This is a genomic window from Thalassospira sp. TSL5-1 (assembly GCF_001907695.1).
Taxonomy (GTDB): Bacteria; Pseudomonadota; Alphaproteobacteria; order Rhodospirillales; family Thalassospiraceae; genus Thalassospira.
Window position 1 is genome coordinate 1,223,305 of the sequence record NZ_KV880638.1, and the last position, 16,783, is coordinate 1,240,087.

General features: G+C 53.9%; 13 protein-coding genes. 8 read left to right on the forward strand and 5 right to left on the reverse strand.

Annotation, left to right across the window (positions count from 1 at the left end):
• Nucleotides 1–39: 39 nt before the first annotated feature.
• Both LF95_RS15190 and LF95_RS15195 read right to left on the reverse strand, forming a co-directional pair.
• Entirely contained in the window at nt 40–699 is a 660-nt protein-coding gene (locus LF95_RS15190) for an MlaC/ttg2D family ABC transporter substrate-binding protein (protein WP_073955867.1), read from the reverse strand.
• The gene (locus LF95_RS15195) at nt 696–1,487 is read right to left on the reverse strand and encodes an MlaA family lipoprotein (RefSeq protein WP_073955868.1); all 792 of its coding nucleotides are present in this window, start codon (nt 1,485–1,487) and stop codon (nt 696–698) included. The genes LF95_RS15190 and LF95_RS15195 overlap by 4 nt, the downstream gene beginning before the upstream one ends.
• A 308-nt stretch (nt 1,488–1,795) precedes the next feature.
• Here LF95_RS15195 and LF95_RS15200 point away from each other — a divergent pair, with 308 nt between their 5' ends.
• The 4 genes from LF95_RS15200 to metH all read left to right on the forward strand — a co-directional run bounded on the left by LF95_RS15200 (nt 1,796) and on the right by metH (nt 7,582).
• On the forward strand, nt 1,796–2,764 hold the full coding sequence (locus LF95_RS15200; protein ID WP_073955869.1) for an ArsR/SmtB family transcription factor: 969 nt from the start codon (nt 1,796–1,798) through the stop codon (nt 2,762–2,764).
• Between the two features lie 107 nt (nt 2,765–2,871).
• Nucleotides 2,872–3,780 carry a methylenetetrahydrofolate reductase gene (gene metF / locus LF95_RS15205; RefSeq protein WP_073955870.1) on the forward strand — a complete coding sequence of 303 codons (909 nt, stop codon included), beginning with the start codon at nt 2,872–2,874 and terminating at the stop codon, nt 3,778–3,780.
• A 68-nt stretch (nt 3,781–3,848) separates the two neighbouring features.
• Nucleotides 3,849–4,913 (forward strand): homocysteine S-methyltransferase family protein, encoded by a 1,065-nt coding sequence (locus LF95_RS15210; protein ID WP_073955871.1) that lies wholly within the window; start codon nt 3,849–3,851, stop codon nt 4,911–4,913.
• A gap of 29 nt (nt 4,914–4,942) precedes the next feature.
• Nucleotides 4,943–7,582 carry a methionine synthase gene (metH, locus tag LF95_RS15215; protein ID WP_073955872.1) on the forward strand — a complete coding sequence of 880 codons (2,640 nt, stop codon included), beginning with the start codon at nt 4,943–4,945 and terminating at the stop codon, nt 7,580–7,582.
• A gap of 95 nt (nt 7,583–7,677) precedes the next feature.
• Here metH and LF95_RS15220 read toward each other — a convergent pair whose 3' ends face one another.
• Nucleotides 7,678–8,922, reverse strand: a complete 1,245-nt coding sequence (locus tag LF95_RS15220) for a multidrug effflux MFS transporter (protein ID WP_073955873.1) — start codon at nt 8,920–8,922, stop codon at nt 7,678–7,680.
• A gap of 301 nt (nt 8,923–9,223) precedes the next feature.
• On the opposite strand from LF95_RS15220, the gene LF95_RS15225 reads away from it, so the two are divergent.
• The 4 genes from LF95_RS15225 (at nt 9,224) to mauJ (ending at nt 15,261) form a co-directional block, all read left to right on the forward strand.
• A complete protein-coding gene (locus LF95_RS15225; protein ID WP_252509779.1) occupies nt 9,224–10,993 on the forward strand; it encodes a chloride channel protein in 1,770 nt (589 codons plus the stop codon).
• Between the two features lie 132 nt (nt 10,994–11,125).
• Nucleotides 11,126–13,495: an ATP-dependent helicase gene (locus LF95_RS15230; protein WP_073956316.1), complete on the forward strand. Its 2,370-nt coding sequence runs from the start codon at nt 11,126–11,128 to the stop codon at nt 13,493–13,495.
• Between the two features lie 86 nt (nt 13,496–13,581).
• Nucleotides 13,582–14,463: a 50S ribosomal protein L11 methyltransferase gene (locus tag LF95_RS15235; RefSeq protein ID WP_073955874.1), complete on the forward strand. Its 882-nt coding sequence runs from the start codon at nt 13,582–13,584 to the stop codon at nt 14,461–14,463.
• A gap of 18 nt (nt 14,464–14,481) precedes the next feature.
• Nucleotides 14,482–15,261 (forward strand): methylamine utilization protein MauJ, encoded by a 780-nt coding sequence (mauJ, locus tag LF95_RS15240; RefSeq protein ID WP_073955875.1) that lies wholly within the window; start codon nt 14,482–14,484, stop codon nt 15,259–15,261.
• Nucleotides 15,262–15,303: 42 nt separating this feature from the next.
• On the opposite strand, the gene LF95_RS15245 is transcribed toward mauJ, so the two are convergent.
• Nucleotides 15,304–16,050 (reverse strand): SDR family oxidoreductase, encoded by a 747-nt coding sequence (locus tag LF95_RS15245; RefSeq protein ID WP_073955876.1) that lies wholly within the window; start codon nt 16,048–16,050, stop codon nt 15,304–15,306.
• A gap of 485 nt (nt 16,051–16,535) precedes the next feature.
• Nucleotides 16,536–16,733: a hypothetical protein gene (locus LF95_RS15250; protein ID WP_073955877.1), complete on the reverse strand. Its 198-nt coding sequence runs from the start codon at nt 16,731–16,733 to the stop codon at nt 16,536–16,538.
• Between the last annotated feature and the right edge of the window lie 50 nt (nt 16,734–16,783).

Sequence of the window (16,783 nt, forward strand, 5' to 3'; positions counted from 1 at the left end):
GCAAAATCAAACTGTTTAAGCCGGAGGCATCAACACTGTTTAGTTGGTGTCGGTTTTCTGCTTCAGGATGTCGATCAAAGCCTGAACCTTGCCACCGTTATTTTGGATCACCGAAGCAAATTCATCGCGCTGGGTGATGCCCATGCTGATGCCTTCGATTGACACATCGATGATGCGCAAATTTCCGTCAAATTCCCGCAGGCGCCAAACGATTTTGACGGGCGGGCCATCCGGGCGGACAACCTGGGAATTGACGAACGTATCTTTGTTGTTCTGCGTGGAATCGCCGACAACGAATTTTTCGCCATCGAAATCCTTGAACTTGTTAGCGTAGTTCAGGGCAAGATATTTCCGAAGCAGATCGGCAAATTCCGTCAGTTCCTGGTCTGAAAGACTGCGCCAGTAACGACCCAGAACAAACCGGGCCACTTGGTCCATTTCGAAATATTTGTCCATCAGTTTGACAAAGCGTTCCTCGCGGTTGCTATCGTCAATCTGTTTGCCAGCCAGTTCAGTAATGGCTTCATCTCCCAGCGCACGAATAAAATCGGCCGGATCCTGGGTTGATGCTACTTCCATAACGGTCTGATTGGTCGCATTCTGCGTTGCCGCCAGAGCCGTTTGCCCGAAAGGAACGGCAAAAGCTGCCGAAGCCGCGATCAGGCTGGCGACTAGAAATCGTCCATGTGCGTGTTTCATTTGTCTCCTGTCGAGGCCTTTTGGTCGTCGAAATCAAACGAAGCATTCATGGCATTATTTTGGCCGTCATTCATGACAGGGCCGCCATTGCGGATCACACTGTTGCGATGCTGCCGGTAAAGGCTGCGCAACGCGGCATAATAATCCAGCGAGGTTTGTTTGAGCTGTTCGATGTTATCATTGTTGCGATAACGGAAATCGACCGCACCGGCAACTGTCCCACCGTAATAGGCCGCAGCGATCTTGTCGCTGTTATCCGCGCCATATGTGAACGGGTTCATCATATAGTCGGTAACAAGGCCCGTGGTGTCGCGCAGGTTGGACGGACCAAACAGCGGCAGCACGATATAGGGACCGGCACCAACGCCGTAATGGCCGAGGGTCTGACCGAAATCTTCGTTGCGGTAGGGAATGCCAAATTCGGTCGCGACATCGTTAAAGCCAAGCAGACCAATGGTCGAGTTGACAATAAAACGCTGGAACGATGCCGCCGCCTGATCAGGATCGCCCTGCAGCAGGGCATTGATCGCATTGATCGGTTCGCCAAGGTTATTGGCAAAACTTCTGACAGAGTTTTTCACCGGTTGCGGTGCAATATCGCCGTACCACATGGCCGCCGGGTACAGGATGAGAAAATCGACGGCACCATTAACATTGTGCACCACCCGATTCACAGGTTCGATCGGATCGAAATCAGTTTGGTCCTGTGCCGGCTGAGTCGACGCACATGCTGCCAAAACGGACAGTGACGCCCCAACACAAAGTGCCCGTATGTTTTTCAGATTCATTTTTTTCGCCAACGGTTTACAAATCTATTTGAAGGCCCCCGACTGTATCCCCGGATGAAGATTTAAACGGAGCCATTGCTCGTGCAACCCCGCCATCTTTTAAACCTGCATCCTGCAATACTGCATATGCCCCGTATATCATGTGGTTAGCATATGGAGATTTTAAATGCCAGTCAGCAAAGGGCCGTCAAATGGACTATCCTCATGGCTGTGGTAATTAAGTCACATCTCCTGTGGGGGGCTGTGCTTTTTTCTTGAACAAACATAAATATATCTTTATATGTGCATGAGAAACCGGGAGGGTGATCATGGAGCAGGTTCTGGCAGGATTGCGTGCCGCAGCAGAAGCCACGCGATTGCGGCTATTGGCAATTTGTGCGGAGTGTGAGCTGACGGTCAGCGAAATTACGCAGATTATCGGGCAAAGCCAGCCCCGTGTGTCGCGGCATTTAAAGCTGCTGTGCGAGGCGGGGCTTCTGGTGCGTTTTCGCGAAGGAACCTGGGTTTTTTATCGCACCCCGCATAGCGGCCAGGGGGCAGACCTGGTCGCGCCGGTTTTAAACCTGCTGCCACAGGATGACGAAACCCTGGCGCTGGATCGCACCCGACTGGATCAGGTCAAAAAACAGCGCGAGCAGGTGGCAACCGAGTATTTCCGCGCCAATGCCGGGGAATGGGACACCATCCGGTCGCTTCATGTTGATGAGGCCGAGGTGGAAGCCGCCCTTTTGACCACGTTGGGAAACCTTGATGGCAAGCGCATTCTTGATATTGGAACCGGTACCGGCCGGGTGCTGGAGATTTTGGGTAAATCGGCCGCCGAAGGTGTTGGTGTGGATATGTCGCGCGAAATGTTGGCCGTGGCGCGCGCCCGCCTGCAACGGGCGGAACTGGCAAACTGCCTGGTGCGGCAGGCCGATATGTATCAATTGCCTTATCCCGACGGGGCATTTGATGTGATTACCCTGCATCAGGTTTTGCATTATGCCGAAAAACCCGAAACCGCCATTGCCGAAGCCGCGCGCCTGCTGGCGCCGGGCGGAACATTGCTGGTGGTGGATTTTGCCGCGCATGACCAGGAAGAACTGCGCGAACAGCATGCCCACCGCCGCCTTGGTTTTGACGATACCGCCATGAAGGACTGGTTTGCATCCTCCCGGCTTGAGATGGATGAAGTGGTTAATCTGCCGGGCAAACCCCTGACAGTATGCCTGTGGCGCGGCCATGCCGGGGCAAGTGTATCAAGGGCAGTACAGGCAGGGAAAGCTGCCGAATAGCCGTTTGGAATTTTAACACTACAAAATTTTGCCCCTCATCGCGTTGATGTGTGGGCGGAAAGAATGAACATCGCCCACAGGGGCATTTGAACACAAGGTAGACGACAATGACGCCAGTGCGTGACAACACACAACAAACCGCCTCTCACAGTCGCGATTTGCGGGTTTCTTTTGAATTTTTTCCGCCGAAAACGGAAAAGATGGAAGAAACCATGTGGCGTTCGATCCATCGCCTTGCGCCGCTGGCGCCGTCTTTTGTGTCAGTAACATATGGGGCCGGGGGCTCCACGCGCGACCGCACCCACGCCAGCGTGACACGCATTCAGCGCGAAACCGGCATACCGGCGGCGGCACATTTAACCTGCGTGGGCCATACCCGCGACGAGATCGAGCGTATTGCGCGTACCTATTGGGATGAAGGCATTCGTTCCATCGTGGCCCTGCGCGGTGATTTACCTGATTCTGGTGACACTTACATACCTACGCCGGGCGGCTATGATTATGCCGTTGATCTGGTTGCCGGGCTTAAACAAATTGCCGATTTTGATATTTCTGTTTCGGCCTATCCCGAAACCCACCCCGATGCGCCAAGTGCCGATTTCGAGATTGAGTATCTGAAACGCAAATTTGATGCCGGTGCCAACCGCGCAATTACCCAGTTCTTTTTTGATAACGAGGTTTTCCTGCGTTTTCGCGATAAATGCGCCAAGGCTGGCATCACAGCACCCATCGTGCCGGGTATTTTGCCCGTCACCAATTTTGCGGCGCTTTTGAAATTTGCCGATATGTGCGGTGCCCAGGTGCCGGCACGCCTGCATCACCGGTTTGACGGGCTGGATGAAGACCCCGAAACCCGCCGTATGGTGGCCTTTCACGAGGCGATTTCCCAGGTTGAAGGCCTGATCGCCGAAGGGGTCGAGGATTTCCATTTCTATACCCTGAACCGGGCCGAATTGACCTATGCGATTTGCCATGCACTGGGCATTCGCACCAAACAGGTTGCCCTCTCTGCCTGAGAAACCGATATATTCCGATATATAAGCTGCCCTTGCGCCGCTATGACACACAGACAGGATATCCCGTCATGACCGATCGCCAAAAACGTATCGCCCTGCTTAAAGAGCGCGCCGAAAAGAAAATCCTGATCCTGGATGGCGCAATGGGCACCATGATCCAGAAGCACAAGCTCGGCGAGGAAGATTATCGCGGCGAACGCTTTGCCGACTGGAAGCAGGATTTGAAGGGCAATAATGACCTTCTGTCCCTGACCCGGCCGGACATTATTAAGGATATCCACCTGCAATATATTGCAGCCGGGGCTGATTTGAATGGCACCAATACCTTTAGTGCTACCACCATCGCCCAGGCCGATTACGGCATGGAAAGCCTGGCCTACGAGATCAATTACGAAAGTGCCAAACTCGCCCGTCAGGCCTGTGATGAATGGGAAGCCGCCCATCCTGGCGATGTGCGCTTTGTCAATGGCGCTATCGGGCCGACCAACCGCACGGCTTCCATCTCGCCGGATGTGAATAATCCGGGCTATCGGGGTGTCACCTTCGATCAGCTTTGCACGGCTTATAAGGAGGCGGCGAATGGTTTGCTGGATGGCGGGGCCGATACCCTGCTGGTCGAAACGATTTTTGATACCCTGAATGCCAAGGCCGCGTTGTTTGCCATTTCCGAAGTGTTCGAGGAACGGGGCGAGGAAGTGCCGGTCATGATTTCGGGCACGATTACCGATGCGTCGGGCCGGACCCTTTCGGGGCAAACGACCGAGGCATTTTATAATTCGGTGCGTCACGCCAAACCGTTTTCCATCGGCCTTAACTGCGCATTGGGCGCAGCCCAGCTTCGCCCCTATGTGGTTGAGCTTTCGCGTGTTGCCGAATGCCGCGTTTCGGTTTATCCCAATGCAGGCCTGCCCAACGAATTTGGCGAATATGACCAGACCGACAGCGAAATGGCCGAACTGGTTAAAGAATGGGCCGAAAGTGGCCTGATCAACCTTCTGGGCGGGTGCTGCGGTACAACACCGCCCCACATCAAGGCAATTGCCGAAGCCGTTCGGGATGCTGCCCCGCGCAAAACGCCGAAATTGACGCCACGTATGCGCCTGTCGGGCCTTGAACCGTTTGATGCCGCCTAAGATCAAAGCCGAGAGAGATTGAGAGAACGATGTCCGAAATATCCAGATTCATCAATATCGGCGAACGCACCAATGTTGCAGGCTCGTTGAAATTCAAGAAGCTGATCGTCGAGGAAAACTACGAAGCAGCCCTTGACGTTGCCCGCGAGCAGGTCGAAAACGGTGCCCAGATCATCGACATCAATATGGATGATGCGATGCTCGATGCGGAATCGGCGATGGTGAAATTCATCAATCTGGTGGCGGCAGAACCCGATATTGCCCGCGTGCCGATCATGGTTGACAGTTCCAAATGGAACGTGATCGAGGCGGGCCTGAAATGCCTGCAGGGTAAGGGCATTGTCAATTCGATCAGCTTAAAGGAAGGGCCAGAACCCTTTATTCGCCAGGCAAAGCTGTTGCGCCGTTATGGTGCCGCCGTTGTCGTGATGGCCTTTGATGAAAAAGGCCAGGCCGATACGGTCAAGCGCAAATTTGAAATTTGCCAGCGCAGCTATCGGGTGCTGGTTGATGAAGTTGGCTTCCCGCCCGAAGACATTATTTTTGATCCGAACATTTTTGCCGTCGCTACCGGGATCGAGGAACACGATAATTACGCCGTTGATTTCATTGAGGCCTGCAAACTGATCAAGGAACACCTGCCTTACGCCAAAATTTCAGGCGGGGTTTCCAACGTTTCGTTCTCGTTTCGGGGCAATAATCCGGTGCGTGAAGCCATGCACTCGGTGTTTTTGTACCATGCCATCAAGGCCGGCATGGATATGGGCATCGTCAATGCCGGCCAGTTGGTGGTGTATGAGGAAATACCGGCCGAACTGCGCGAGCGGGTCGAGGATGTGATCCTTAACCGTCGTTCCGATGCCACCGACCGCTTGCTTGAAGTTGCCGATAAATACAAAGGTACGGGCGGCCCGGAAAAGAAAGCCGACCAGGAATGGCGCAAAAAGCCGGTCAATGAACGGCTGGCCCACGCGCTGATCAATGGTATTGCCGAATTTGTCGAGGAAGATACCGAAGAAGCCCGCCAGCAGGCCGACAAGCCCCTTCATGTGATTGAAGGCCCGCTGATGGACGGCATGAACATTGTTGGCGACCTGTTTGGGGCCGGTAAAATGTTTTTGCCCCAGGTGGTGAAATCCGCCCGTGTGATGAAAAAGGCCGTGGCCTATTTGATCCCCTATATCGAGGCGGAAAAAGACGGCAAACGCGAAAGCAACGGCAAAATCCTGCTCGCCACCGTGAAGGGCGATGTGCACGACATTGGCAAAAACATTGTGGGCGTTGTTTTGCAATGTAACAATTTCGAGGTTCTTGACCTTGGCGTGATGGTGCCGACCCAAAAGATCATTGAAACCGCCAAGGCCGAAAATGTCGATATGATCGGCCTTTCCGGGCTGATCACCCCGTCACTGGAAGAAATGACCTTTGTTGCATCTGAAATGAAGCGTGAAGGGTTGAATATTCCGCTGCTGATTGGCGGGGCGACCACATCAAAGGTGCATACCGCGGTTAAAATTGCGCCGAACTATGACAAGGCGGTGGTTTACGTAATCGATGCGTCGCGGGCGGTAGGGGTTGCCAGCAAGCTGGTTTCCGAAACGCATCGCGACGTCTTTGTCAGTGAATTGCGTAATGAATATCTGGCAATGGCCGAACGCCATGCCGCCCAGCAATTGCAGAAAAAACGCTTTGCCCTGGTCGATGCACGCGCCAACAAGGCCCAATTGGATTGGGATAATTTTACCCCGGTTGCCCCGGCAAAACCGGGCCTGACGGTGTTTGAAGATTTTGATCTGGCCGAGCTGATGAAACGGTTTGATTGGAAACCATTTTTTGAAACCTGGGAATTGCATGGCCGTTTCCCGGCCATTCTGGATGACGAGGTGGTCGGCGAAACCGCGCGTAACCTCTATGCCGATGCCCAGGCGATGCTGAAACGCATTATCGATGAAAAATGGTTCACACCGCGCGCGGTTGTTGGCCTGTGGCCTGCCAATGCAGTGGGGGATGATATTGAAATCACCCCGGCCCCCGATGCCAATGAACCCATTACCATTCATACCCTGCGCCAGCAGATGTATCGTGAAAATAACAAGCGCCCCAACCGCGCCCTGGCCGATTACATTGCCCCCAAAGACAGCGGTAAAACCGACTATATCGGTGGGTTTGTTGTAACCGCCGGGCCGGAAGTGGAAACCATTTCCAAAAAAATGGAAGCCGAGCATGACGATTATAACGCCATCCTTGTTAAGGCGTTGGGCGATCGCTTTGCCGAGGCCTTTGCCGAAACCATGCACGAAAAGGTCCGTCGTGAATTGTGGGGCTATGCCAGCGATGAAAACCTGTCCAACGATGATCTGATTGCCGAAAAATATCAGGGTATCCGCCCGGCACCAGGATATCCGGCCTGCCCGGACCATACCGAAAAGGGCACATTGTGGCGCCTGCTCGATGCTGAAAACAATACCGGCGTTTCGTTGACCGAAAGCTTTGCCATGACGCCAACGTCGTCGGTAAGCGGCCTTTATTTTGCCAACCCGGATGCCAAATATTTCGGCCTTGGCAAAATCGAACGCGACCAGGTCGAGGACTACGCCAAACGCAAGGGAATGGATCTGTCGGTAGCCGAACGCTGGCTGGCCCCGAACCTGAATTATGATCCGCGTTAAACAGGCACAACGCAAAAACGCCAAAGCCGGAGACCTTATCGTCAGGTCTCCGGCTTTTTTGTGCCCGCTTGATCGGAACGGATTATTTTATGTGATCAATGGGTCGGTCGGAATAATTTGCCCTTTTCCGTGATCAGCACAATGATCAGGCACAGTACCCCGAATGTTAGGTAGCCTGTGACAATGGGTATTACCGTGCCGTTGAAGTTTTGACCGACAATGGCACCGCACATCACCCCGATCAGGGTGGTGTAAAAGCCGATCAGCGATGATGCTGTACCTGCAATCGCGCCCAGTGGTTCCATTGCCAGTGAATTGAAATTTGGCATCGTCAGCATGAAGGCGAAATGCGCAATCGTCAGGCCTACGCCAAACATCCAAAGCGGCGGTACGCCATCAAAGGCCAGGGCAACCGCCAGATTGACCGCACCCATTGCGATAAAAACGCACAGGCCGAAATGCGATAGTTTGTGCATGCCGATTCTGCGCACCAGCCGGGCATTGACGAAGGATGCCACACTCATGGCTGCGGCAATCAGACCAAATACGACCGGAAACCAGTCGCCCAGTTTGTAAATCGAGGAATCAAAAATTTGCTCGGCGGACCCGATATAGGACATGAGGCAGCCAAAACACAGGCCCATTGCCGTGCCATAGCCCAGTGTCTGGCGGGTGGTTGCCGTAACACGGAAATCCCGCATAATCCGGCGGATCGAAAGTTTGTGGCGGTATTCCGGGTGCAGGGTTTCGGGCATGCGCAATTTGTACCAGGCCACCAAAACAACAACCAGCAGCAGCATAAAACCGAAAATCAGATGCCAACTGCCAAATGACAGGATCAGGCCGCCACTGGCTGGGGCAAAGACCGGCACAATAATGAAAACCATCATCACCAGCGACATCACGCGTGCCATATCGCGCCCTTCAAAACAGTCGCGAATGATGGTTAGCGTTAAAATACGCGGGGCTGCCGCACCCAGCCCCTGAACGAAGCGGGCGATCAACAGATGGTCAAAGCTGTCGGCAAAAAACGACATCACCGTGCCAATGGTGTAGATGAACAGCCCCAGCATCAGGATTATTTTGCGGCCATACACATCGGCCAGCGGGCCATAGACAATTTGCATCATCGCAAATCCGATCATGAAAACGAAAACCAGAAGCTGGATTTCATTGGGATCGGACAGGGCATAATCCTGCGAGATGGGGCCAAAAGCGGGAAGCAGATTGTCAATGGAAAGTGCGACCATGCCCATTGTCAAAGCCATCAATGTGACGAATTCGGCAAAAGGCGGGATGGGGCGGGACAAGGGTGTGCCCGTCGATTGACTGCTGGTCATTAAATGAAAGTCCTGAAACAAAAGTTATCGTGCATCTAATATGCAATTGATTTGATTGTAAGAATGGGACATTGAACAGCTAAAGATCAATGACGTTTTTTAGGGTTTCGTCCCTGTTTCGCACAGATAGGCTCTCTTGTGGTGGAAAACGTATTCATTTGGCCCTGCGCGACAAACTCTCCTGACAGATAAATTGACGGTAGTGGATGGGCAATGCGATATACTCGTAACGGGTGCAAGGCATCCAGACAGCCGCATTTTGGGGGGCAGGGGTATTTTGGCCGGAAATTCGCTGCGAAACTTGCGCATTTTTACAAGCTTCCGTCGCCTGATGAAGGGCGAGCAGCTTGTTTTGTCCATTTTGGCGCTGGTGGTGGGCACCCTGGTGGGGGCAATGGCGATTGTCTTTCGCGAGGGGCTTTTGCTGATCCAGAAGCTGGGCTATGGCTCCTCTGACGAGGCGGTGCATTATTTCCTGCAAACCCTGCCGGCCTGGCATTTGATCCTGGTTCCGACATTGGGCGGGCTTTTGATTGGCCTGTTTGTGTATCGTTTTATGCCCGATCGCCGTTCCCTTGGCGTGGCAGATGTGATTGATGCTGCGGCTTTTCATGATGGGCGCATGTCGGCACGCAGCGGGTTTAAGGCAGCCCTTGTCAATGTTGCCTCGTTGGGGTGCGGGGCGTCGCTGGGCCGTGAAGGGCCGGTTGTCCATATGGGGGCCACCATCGGTTCGTGGCTGACGCGTGTTTTGCATTTGCGCCGAAGTGCGGCACGCACCCTTTTGGGCTGTGGCGTGGCCTCGGCGGTGGCGGCATCCTTTAATGCGCCGTTGGCTGGTGCCCTTTTTGCCCACGAGGTTGCCCTGGGTCATTATGCCTTAACCGCCTTTGCGCCCATTGTGCTGGCCTCGGTTAGCGGGACCATTTTAACCCGGCTGTATTTTGGCCATGACGTTGCCTTTCTGATCCCCGCCCATGAAATTGCGTCTTTTCTGGAATTTCCCGCCTTTGCCCTGTTGGGGGTGTGCGCTGGTGTGCTCAGTGTTCTGGTGGTGCGCTCCGTCGGTTTTACCCAGCAGTTTGTCCGTGCGGCACGCATTCCGGTTTGGGGGCGACCGGCGTTGGCAGGGCTTGCCGTGGGTGTCATGTCGGTCGGGTACCCGGAAGTGGTTGGTGTGGGCTATGGCGCGATGAATGATGCCCTCTACGAGGTTTATTCCTGGTCGCTGCTAAGCCAGCTTTTGGCGGTTAAGGCGGTATTGGTTGTGATCTGCCTTGCCTTTGGCTTTGGTGGTGGGGTGTTTAGTCCGGCCCTGTTTTTGGGCGCGATGCTGGGCGGAGCCTTTGGCCTCACGGCAACGGCTATCCTGCCGGATTTATCCTCCGGTCACGGGGCCTATACGCTGGTGGGCATGGGCGCGGTGGCGGCGGCCATGCTGGGCGCGCCCATTTCCACCACCCTGATCATTTTTGAACTGACCGGTGATTATGAACTGACGATTGCGGTGATGGTGGCATCGGTGATTGCCTCCATGATTGCCGATCATGCCCAGGGCGGGTCGTTTTTTGGTTGGCAGTTGCGCCAGCGCGGGCTTAGCCATCGCTGGGGCCGGGAGGTTAATTTGCTGCGCAGCCTGAAGGTGGGGGATGTGATGTCGCGGCAATTTGCCACCGTTATGCCCGACGAGCCGATCAGCCGCCTGCGGGAAAAGCTGGTGAATGCACCTTACAGCGAGTTGTTTGTGCTAGATGATGCGGGCAAACTTGTGGGTACCATTACCCTGGCCGATTTGCGCCATGCGGCCTTTGATCCCAATATTGGCGATGATGTTACCGCCATCAAGCTCGCCCGGGCCAAACCGCCCGCCCTTTGCCGTGAAGACAGTATTGAGTATGCCATTCGCCTGATGGAACAAACCGGCGAGGAACATTTGCCGGTGGTCGCCAATACGGAAGACCGATTGATGATTGGCTTTGTCCATGAAAAGGACGCCATGATGGCCTATAATCGCGCGCTTCTGGAACTGCACGGTGAAGAACGCGGCGATGCCCCGCCAAAATTGTTTTAGCTCTGCCTGTGCGGAAAATGACGGGCTAATCGGGCATTTGGGCTATGAAACAGGTGTCGGAAGTTCCTGTTTTGTTGCACATTGGCAAAAGCCATACTGGCCCTGTCTGTTTCGCGTGTTATATATGCTGCCATGACTGATGATCCCTTTGAAATCGACGAATACAGCTCTGCCCCGGATATGCGCCTGGAAAAGGCACCAACACCGGGATATCTGACCACGCTGAATGCGGAACAGCGCGATGCCGTTGCCACGCTGGACGGGCCTTTATTGGTGCTGGCCGGGGCGGGAACGGGCAAAACGCGCGTTTTGACCACACGCCTGGCCCACCTTTTGGAAACCAAAGGTGGGGCGCCGGAATATCTGCACCCGCAGCAGATTTTAACCGTGACCTTTACCAACCGTGCCGCGCGCGAAATGCAGGAACGTGTGGCCGCCACCCTGGGTCGCCCGGTTGAGGGCTGGTGGCTGGGGACCTTCCATTCGCTGGCCGCCCGTTTGTTGCGCCGCCATGCCGAACTGGTGGGGTTAAAATCGAATTTCACGATTCTCGATACCGATGATCAGATCCGCCTTCTCAAGCAGATCATGGAAGCCGAGCAGATCGATGTGAAGAAATGGCCGGCAAAGCAATTGATGGGGATCATTCAACGCTGGAAAGACAAGGGCTTAACGCCGGATCGTGCGACCGAGGGCATGGAATTTGCCAATGGCTTTGCCCAGCAGCTTTATCGCATTTATCAGGAACGTTTGACGGTTCTGAATGCCGCCGATTTTGGTGATTTATTGCTGCATTGCCTGACGATTTTCCAAAAACATCCCGAAGTGCTGCGCCAGTATCAACAGACATTCCGCTATATTCTGGTCGATGAATATCAGGATACCAACGTCGCCCAATATTTGTGGCTGCGTGCAATGGCGATGGTTCATCGCAATATTTGCTGCGTTGGCGATGATGACCAGGCGATCTATAGCTGGCGCGGGGCAGAGGTTGGCAACATCCTGCGTTTTGAAAGTGATTTTCCCGGGGCCCATGTGGTGCGGCTGGAGCAGAACTATCGCTCTACCCCGCATATTCTGGCTGCGGCATCACAATTGATTGCCCATAATTCCGGCCGTTTGGGCAAGGAACTCTGGACGGAGATTGATGCGGGCGACAAGGTGCAGGTCAAAGGCGTCTGGGATGGGGAATCCGAAGCGCGCCTTGTGGGCGAGGATATTGAAGCCCTGCAAGGCAAGGGTGTTGGTGCCTCGCAAATGGCCATTCTGGTGCGCGCCGGTTTCCAGACCCGTGAATTTGAAGAACGATTGATCACGCTGGGCGTGCCCTATCGCGTGGTGGGTGGGGCGCGATTTTATGAACGCCAGGAAATTCGCGATGCGCTGGCCTATATCCGCCTGATCGCCCAACCCGATGATAGCCTGGCCTTTGAACGTATTGTCAATGTGCCCAAGCGCGGTGTGGGTAAGGTTGCCTTGCAAACCCTGCATCAATATTCGCGGGATCAATCGGTTTCATTGCCGCGTGCGACCCGTGAGTTGATTGATACAGAGGAACTAAAACCGAAATTGCGCAAGGATTTGTCGGTTTTTCTGAGCGATTTTGACCGCTGGCGCGCGCTTTTGGCGGAAAAAAGCCATGTCGAGGTTCTGGAAATCGTCCTTGATGAAAGCGGCTATACCGATATGTGGCGGGCATCAAAGGAAATCGATGCACCGGGCCGTCTGGAAAACCTCAAGGAACTTGTTTCCGCGATTGGCGAATTTGAAAACCTGACGACGTTCCTTGAGCATGTGCAATTGGTGATGGAAAATGACCAGTCCGACGAGCGGGAAAAGGTCACGATCATGACCCTGCACGCCGCCAAGGGGCTGGAATTTGACTATGTCTTTTTGCCGGGCTGGGAAGAAGGTGTATTTCCCCATCAGCGCGCCATGGATGAAAGCGGTGTGAAGGGCCTGGAGGAAGAACGTCGCCTGGCCTATGTCGGCATTACAAGGGCGCGGAAACGGGCCACGGTTTCCTATGCTGCCAATCGCCGCATTTATAACCAGTGGCAAAGTGCGCTACCGTCGCGCTTTGTTGATGAATTGCCATCCGATCATATTGAACGCATCAGCGATACCGGCCTTTCGCAGGGCAAAGGTAATGTATCGCCCGGCGCCTGGGGTGCGGATGACTGGATGAAGCCGCCAAGCTGGGCCAATGAGGGCGATCATAATGGCGGCTATAAATCGCAGAAAAGCACATTTTCGGACCGTAAATTTGCCAGTTCCGGCTGGCAGGACCGGGTGCGTAAAAATGTGATTGATGTTGCGCCCGATGGCGAGGCGGTTTTCACCTCACGCGCCGGATCATCCAAATACAAGGTTGGCGATAAGGTGCGGCATCGCAAATTTGGCCCCGGTATTGTGCGCTCGGTCGATGGCAACAAGCTGGAAATCCATTTTGACGATGTTGGCACCAAAAAGGTTGTCGACAGTTTTATTCTGCCGGGTTAAGCCGGGGGAAATTTTAATCGGCGCGCAGCGGCGCGACTTTACAAACCGGTTGCAAACCAGGGCAGCCGTGATCAACGAGATGCAAAATGACCGAAACTGTGCGTTGCTATAATTTCTCCTTTACCGTTAAAGGGGCCCATGTCGAAGCCTTTGCCGAGGCACTGTCAGACTATTGCGATGCGCTGTCGCATTCCGAACTGACCAGCGAGCCCGATACCGACTGGCGGGTGGAGGGATTTTCCGGTACTGAAATTAACAAACCGGGTGTTGAAACTGCGGTGTCGCTGATGGCAACAGCACTGGGGGCGGAAACCCCGGTGGTAGAATTTGGCAGTTACGAGCCCAAGGATTGGGTTTCCGATAACTTGCGGAGCTTCAAGCCGATTTCGGTGGGCCGGTTTTATGTGCACGGGTCGCATTGGGACGGCGATGTGCCACTGGCAAAAATCGCCCTTCAGGTTGATGCGGGTCTGGCCTTTGGTTCGGGCGAACATCAAACCACCAAGGGCTGCTTGGCCGCGATTGACTGGCTGGCAAAATATGGCCCGCGCCGCAATGCGCTGGATATGGGCTGTGGTTCGGGCATTTTGGGCATGGCCTGCGCCAAAACCTGGAATTGCCCGGTTATGATGGCCGACATTGATGCGCCCTCGGTTCGGGTGGCGCGTGAAAATGCCAAAATTAACAAGGTGGCCGGGCTGGTCACGGCCCTGCATTCCAACGGTTTCGCCGATGTCCGCATTCGTGATGCTGGCTATTACGACATTGTGTGCGCCAATATCCTGGCCCGTCCGCTGCGCAAAATGGCGTATGAGCTGGCAAACACCCTGTCGGATGATGGCGTTGTGGTGCTTTCGGGCCTGTTGGCCCATCAGGAACAGTTTGTCCTGTCCGCCTATCGCGAAGTCGGCCTGACCCTGCTTAACCGTTTCAAGGTTGAAAACTGGACCACGCTGGTGGTGGGTTGATTCATTTAGGAATAATCGGTGTCAGATGTTCTTAGTATTGGCGTTGTCGGGGAATGTTACTGGCCAAAAGAGCCGAGAATTTTTACGTACGGTGATGTAGAGATACTTGCCTATCCAGAGCAAAGAAAATTCCATGCGTCGCTGCATTTGGATATTGGAAAGTATGGCTTGAGCTTTGAGCAGGGATTGAGCTTTTTGAGCGAACTCGCTAGCGTTGTCTGTTGGGTTGATAATGCGCAAACGCGTCTATTATTTGATAATGCTATAACGACAGGCTTTCCTATTAAGATGGGAAAATTTGGTGAGTTTTCCGCCACGTTGGATTCATTAGAAAGGTGGAAAAAGTCTTGGATTACAGTACCTGATGCTAAATCTAAAATGGCTTTAGCTCTTTATCGCGAAGGAATGGTAGCCAGTCGTTCGCATTGTTCTCAATATAGTCTGTTAAGCTATTACAAAGTGTTGGAGTGGCTCTTTCCTGTTAGCTCAGTCAGAACTTTGCAAATGAAAAAGTTGGTGGCTGAAATGTTGAATAGAGATGATCACGATGGTGAAGAATTTCTTTGGAATATCTCCAAATTAGGTTGGGATAAGTTGAGTGCCGAAGAAATTGCTCAAAAGATGTATCGAGAGTGTCGAGGGTTTGTCACGCATGCAAAACATGCAGCAACAATTTTCAATCCAGATTGTGGAACTCAATTGACCTCTATCTTTAGGATGATTAGCCCGATGCAGGTGGTGGCGAGAGCAGCAATAATTCAAGAATGTCCAAAATTGGAATGGCTCTGGTTTGAATGATTGCTGCTGTTATTTAGATCACTGTTATTTGATTGTCTTAAGTTAGCGCCCGCCCGAAACATCAATCAGGGTGCCGGTAACGAAGGAGGACGAATCCTCCATCAGCCACACAATGCTTTCGGCCACTTCCTCGGCGGTGCCGGTGCGGCCCAGCGGGCAGTTCGGCCCCAGTTCTGCTGCCCGGTTGGGGCGGCCGCCGCTGGCGTGAATGTCGGTTTCGATGATGCCGGGGCGCACACCATTGACGCGAATGCCCTCTGGCCCCAATTCCTTGGCCAGGCCAATCGTCAAGCTGTCAATCGCGCCCTTGGACCCGGCATAATCGACATATTCATTCGCCCCGCCCAGCTTGGCCGCCATTGACGAAACATTGACAATAACCCCGCCCTTGCCATCGCGGGTTCGCGCCATATGGCGGGCGGCTTCGCGTGCGACGATATAGGCACCCAGGATGTTGGTATCAAAAATACGTTCCATCCGTTCAACATCCATATCCATCAATTTCAGTGCCGGGGCGACGATCCCGGCATTATTGACTACGGCGTCAATGCTGCCAAAGGCATCCAGCGCAACGGTGAACAGGGAAATGATGTCTTCTTCGCGGGCAACGTCGCAGCGTTTGATAATACATTCACCGCCGGCCTCGCGGCAGTCATTGCGGGTTTGCTCGGCAGCGGCCTTGTTACCGACATAGCTGATGGCAACATTCCAGCCGCGTTCGGCACATAAAAGGGCCGTGGCCCGGCCAATGCCGCGTGATCCACCCGTAATCAAAACTGTTTTAGGCATGTCTCTTCCCCGTTTGTTTAAAGCGCTTTGCCTTTAATCAGCATCATTCTGCCGGAAATAATCTTCTGTCCGGCGAGGAAAGGTCCGCCGGACATAGCGGGGCTACGTTCAAGGGGCTTGACGCTGCGGGGCGGAAGATTATCCCGGCCCGAAGGGGTTGTTTTTGGCGAGGTTCCGCGGCGTTACACCGTTTGACCGATGCGCCGTATCGCTCTGCACGCTGTGCCTTGCCAAACGGTACGCCAAACACAAACATAATGATGCTGATTAAAGGCAAAGCGCTTTCGGGGCAAACTATTGCAGATTCAAATGCTTGGAACAAGCCATAGAAAGAATAAGGAATGGGGCTGAAAAACGAAACGGCCCCGCCGGGGAAGGGGCGGAGCCGTTTCTGAGGGAAACAAAAAAAGACCACAAGGAAAGTGAACCTCTATCCTGCGTGCCGTTTGCAAGGGGACAATATGCGAACGGGCGGGAAGGTCCAGTCAGTCCCGGTCTGCGGTCAAGTTGCTGGCGGGGAGGCCAGCATACCCGGATTGCATCACATCGCCCGACTGGGCACTGCCTGTATCAAAACCGAGCGCGACACGTTCCTGAGGGGAAAGGCGCTCTAGGCCATCATAGGCTGTCTGGCGACGGCGTGACTGGGCAACACTTTGCGCAGTAAATGGAAAACGGACCACCGTTTATTGTCTCCTGCAAATTGATGGCCCGGCGGGTCATCTTTTTGTCA

Bases quoted from the DNA above. Each gene is read 5' to 3' on its own strand.
- LF95_RS15190 (WP_073955867.1), bottom strand. From the start codon at position 699: ATGAAACACGCACATGGACGATTTCTAGTCGCCAGCCTGATCGCGGCT.
- LF95_RS15195 (WP_073955868.1), bottom strand. From the start codon at position 1,487: ATGAATCTGAAAAACATACGGGCACTTTGTGTTGGGGCGTCACTGTCC.
- LF95_RS15200 (WP_073955869.1), top strand. From the start codon at position 1,796: ATGGAGCAGGTTCTGGCAGGATTGCGTGCCGCAGCAGAAGCCACGCGA.
- metF (WP_073955870.1), top strand. From the start codon at position 2,872: ATGACGCCAGTGCGTGACAACACACAACAAACCGCCTCTCACAGTCGC.
- LF95_RS15210 (WP_073955871.1), top strand. From the start codon at position 3,849: ATGACCGATCGCCAAAAACGTATCGCCCTGCTTAAAGAGCGCGCCGAA.
- metH (WP_073955872.1), top strand. From the start codon at position 4,943: ATGTCCGAAATATCCAGATTCATCAATATCGGCGAACGCACCAATGTT.
- LF95_RS15220 (WP_073955873.1), bottom strand. From the start codon at position 8,922: ATGACCAGCAGTCAATCGACGGGCACACCCTTGTCCCGCCCCATCCCG.
- LF95_RS15230 (WP_073956316.1), top strand. From the start codon at position 11,126: ATGACTGATGATCCCTTTGAAATCGACGAATACAGCTCTGCCCCGGAT.
- LF95_RS15235 (WP_073955874.1), top strand. From the start codon at position 13,582: ATGACCGAAACTGTGCGTTGCTATAATTTCTCCTTTACCGTTAAAGGG.
- LF95_RS15245 (WP_073955876.1), bottom strand. From the start codon at position 16,050: ATGCCTAAAACAGTTTTGATTACGGGTGGATCACGCGGCATTGGCCGG.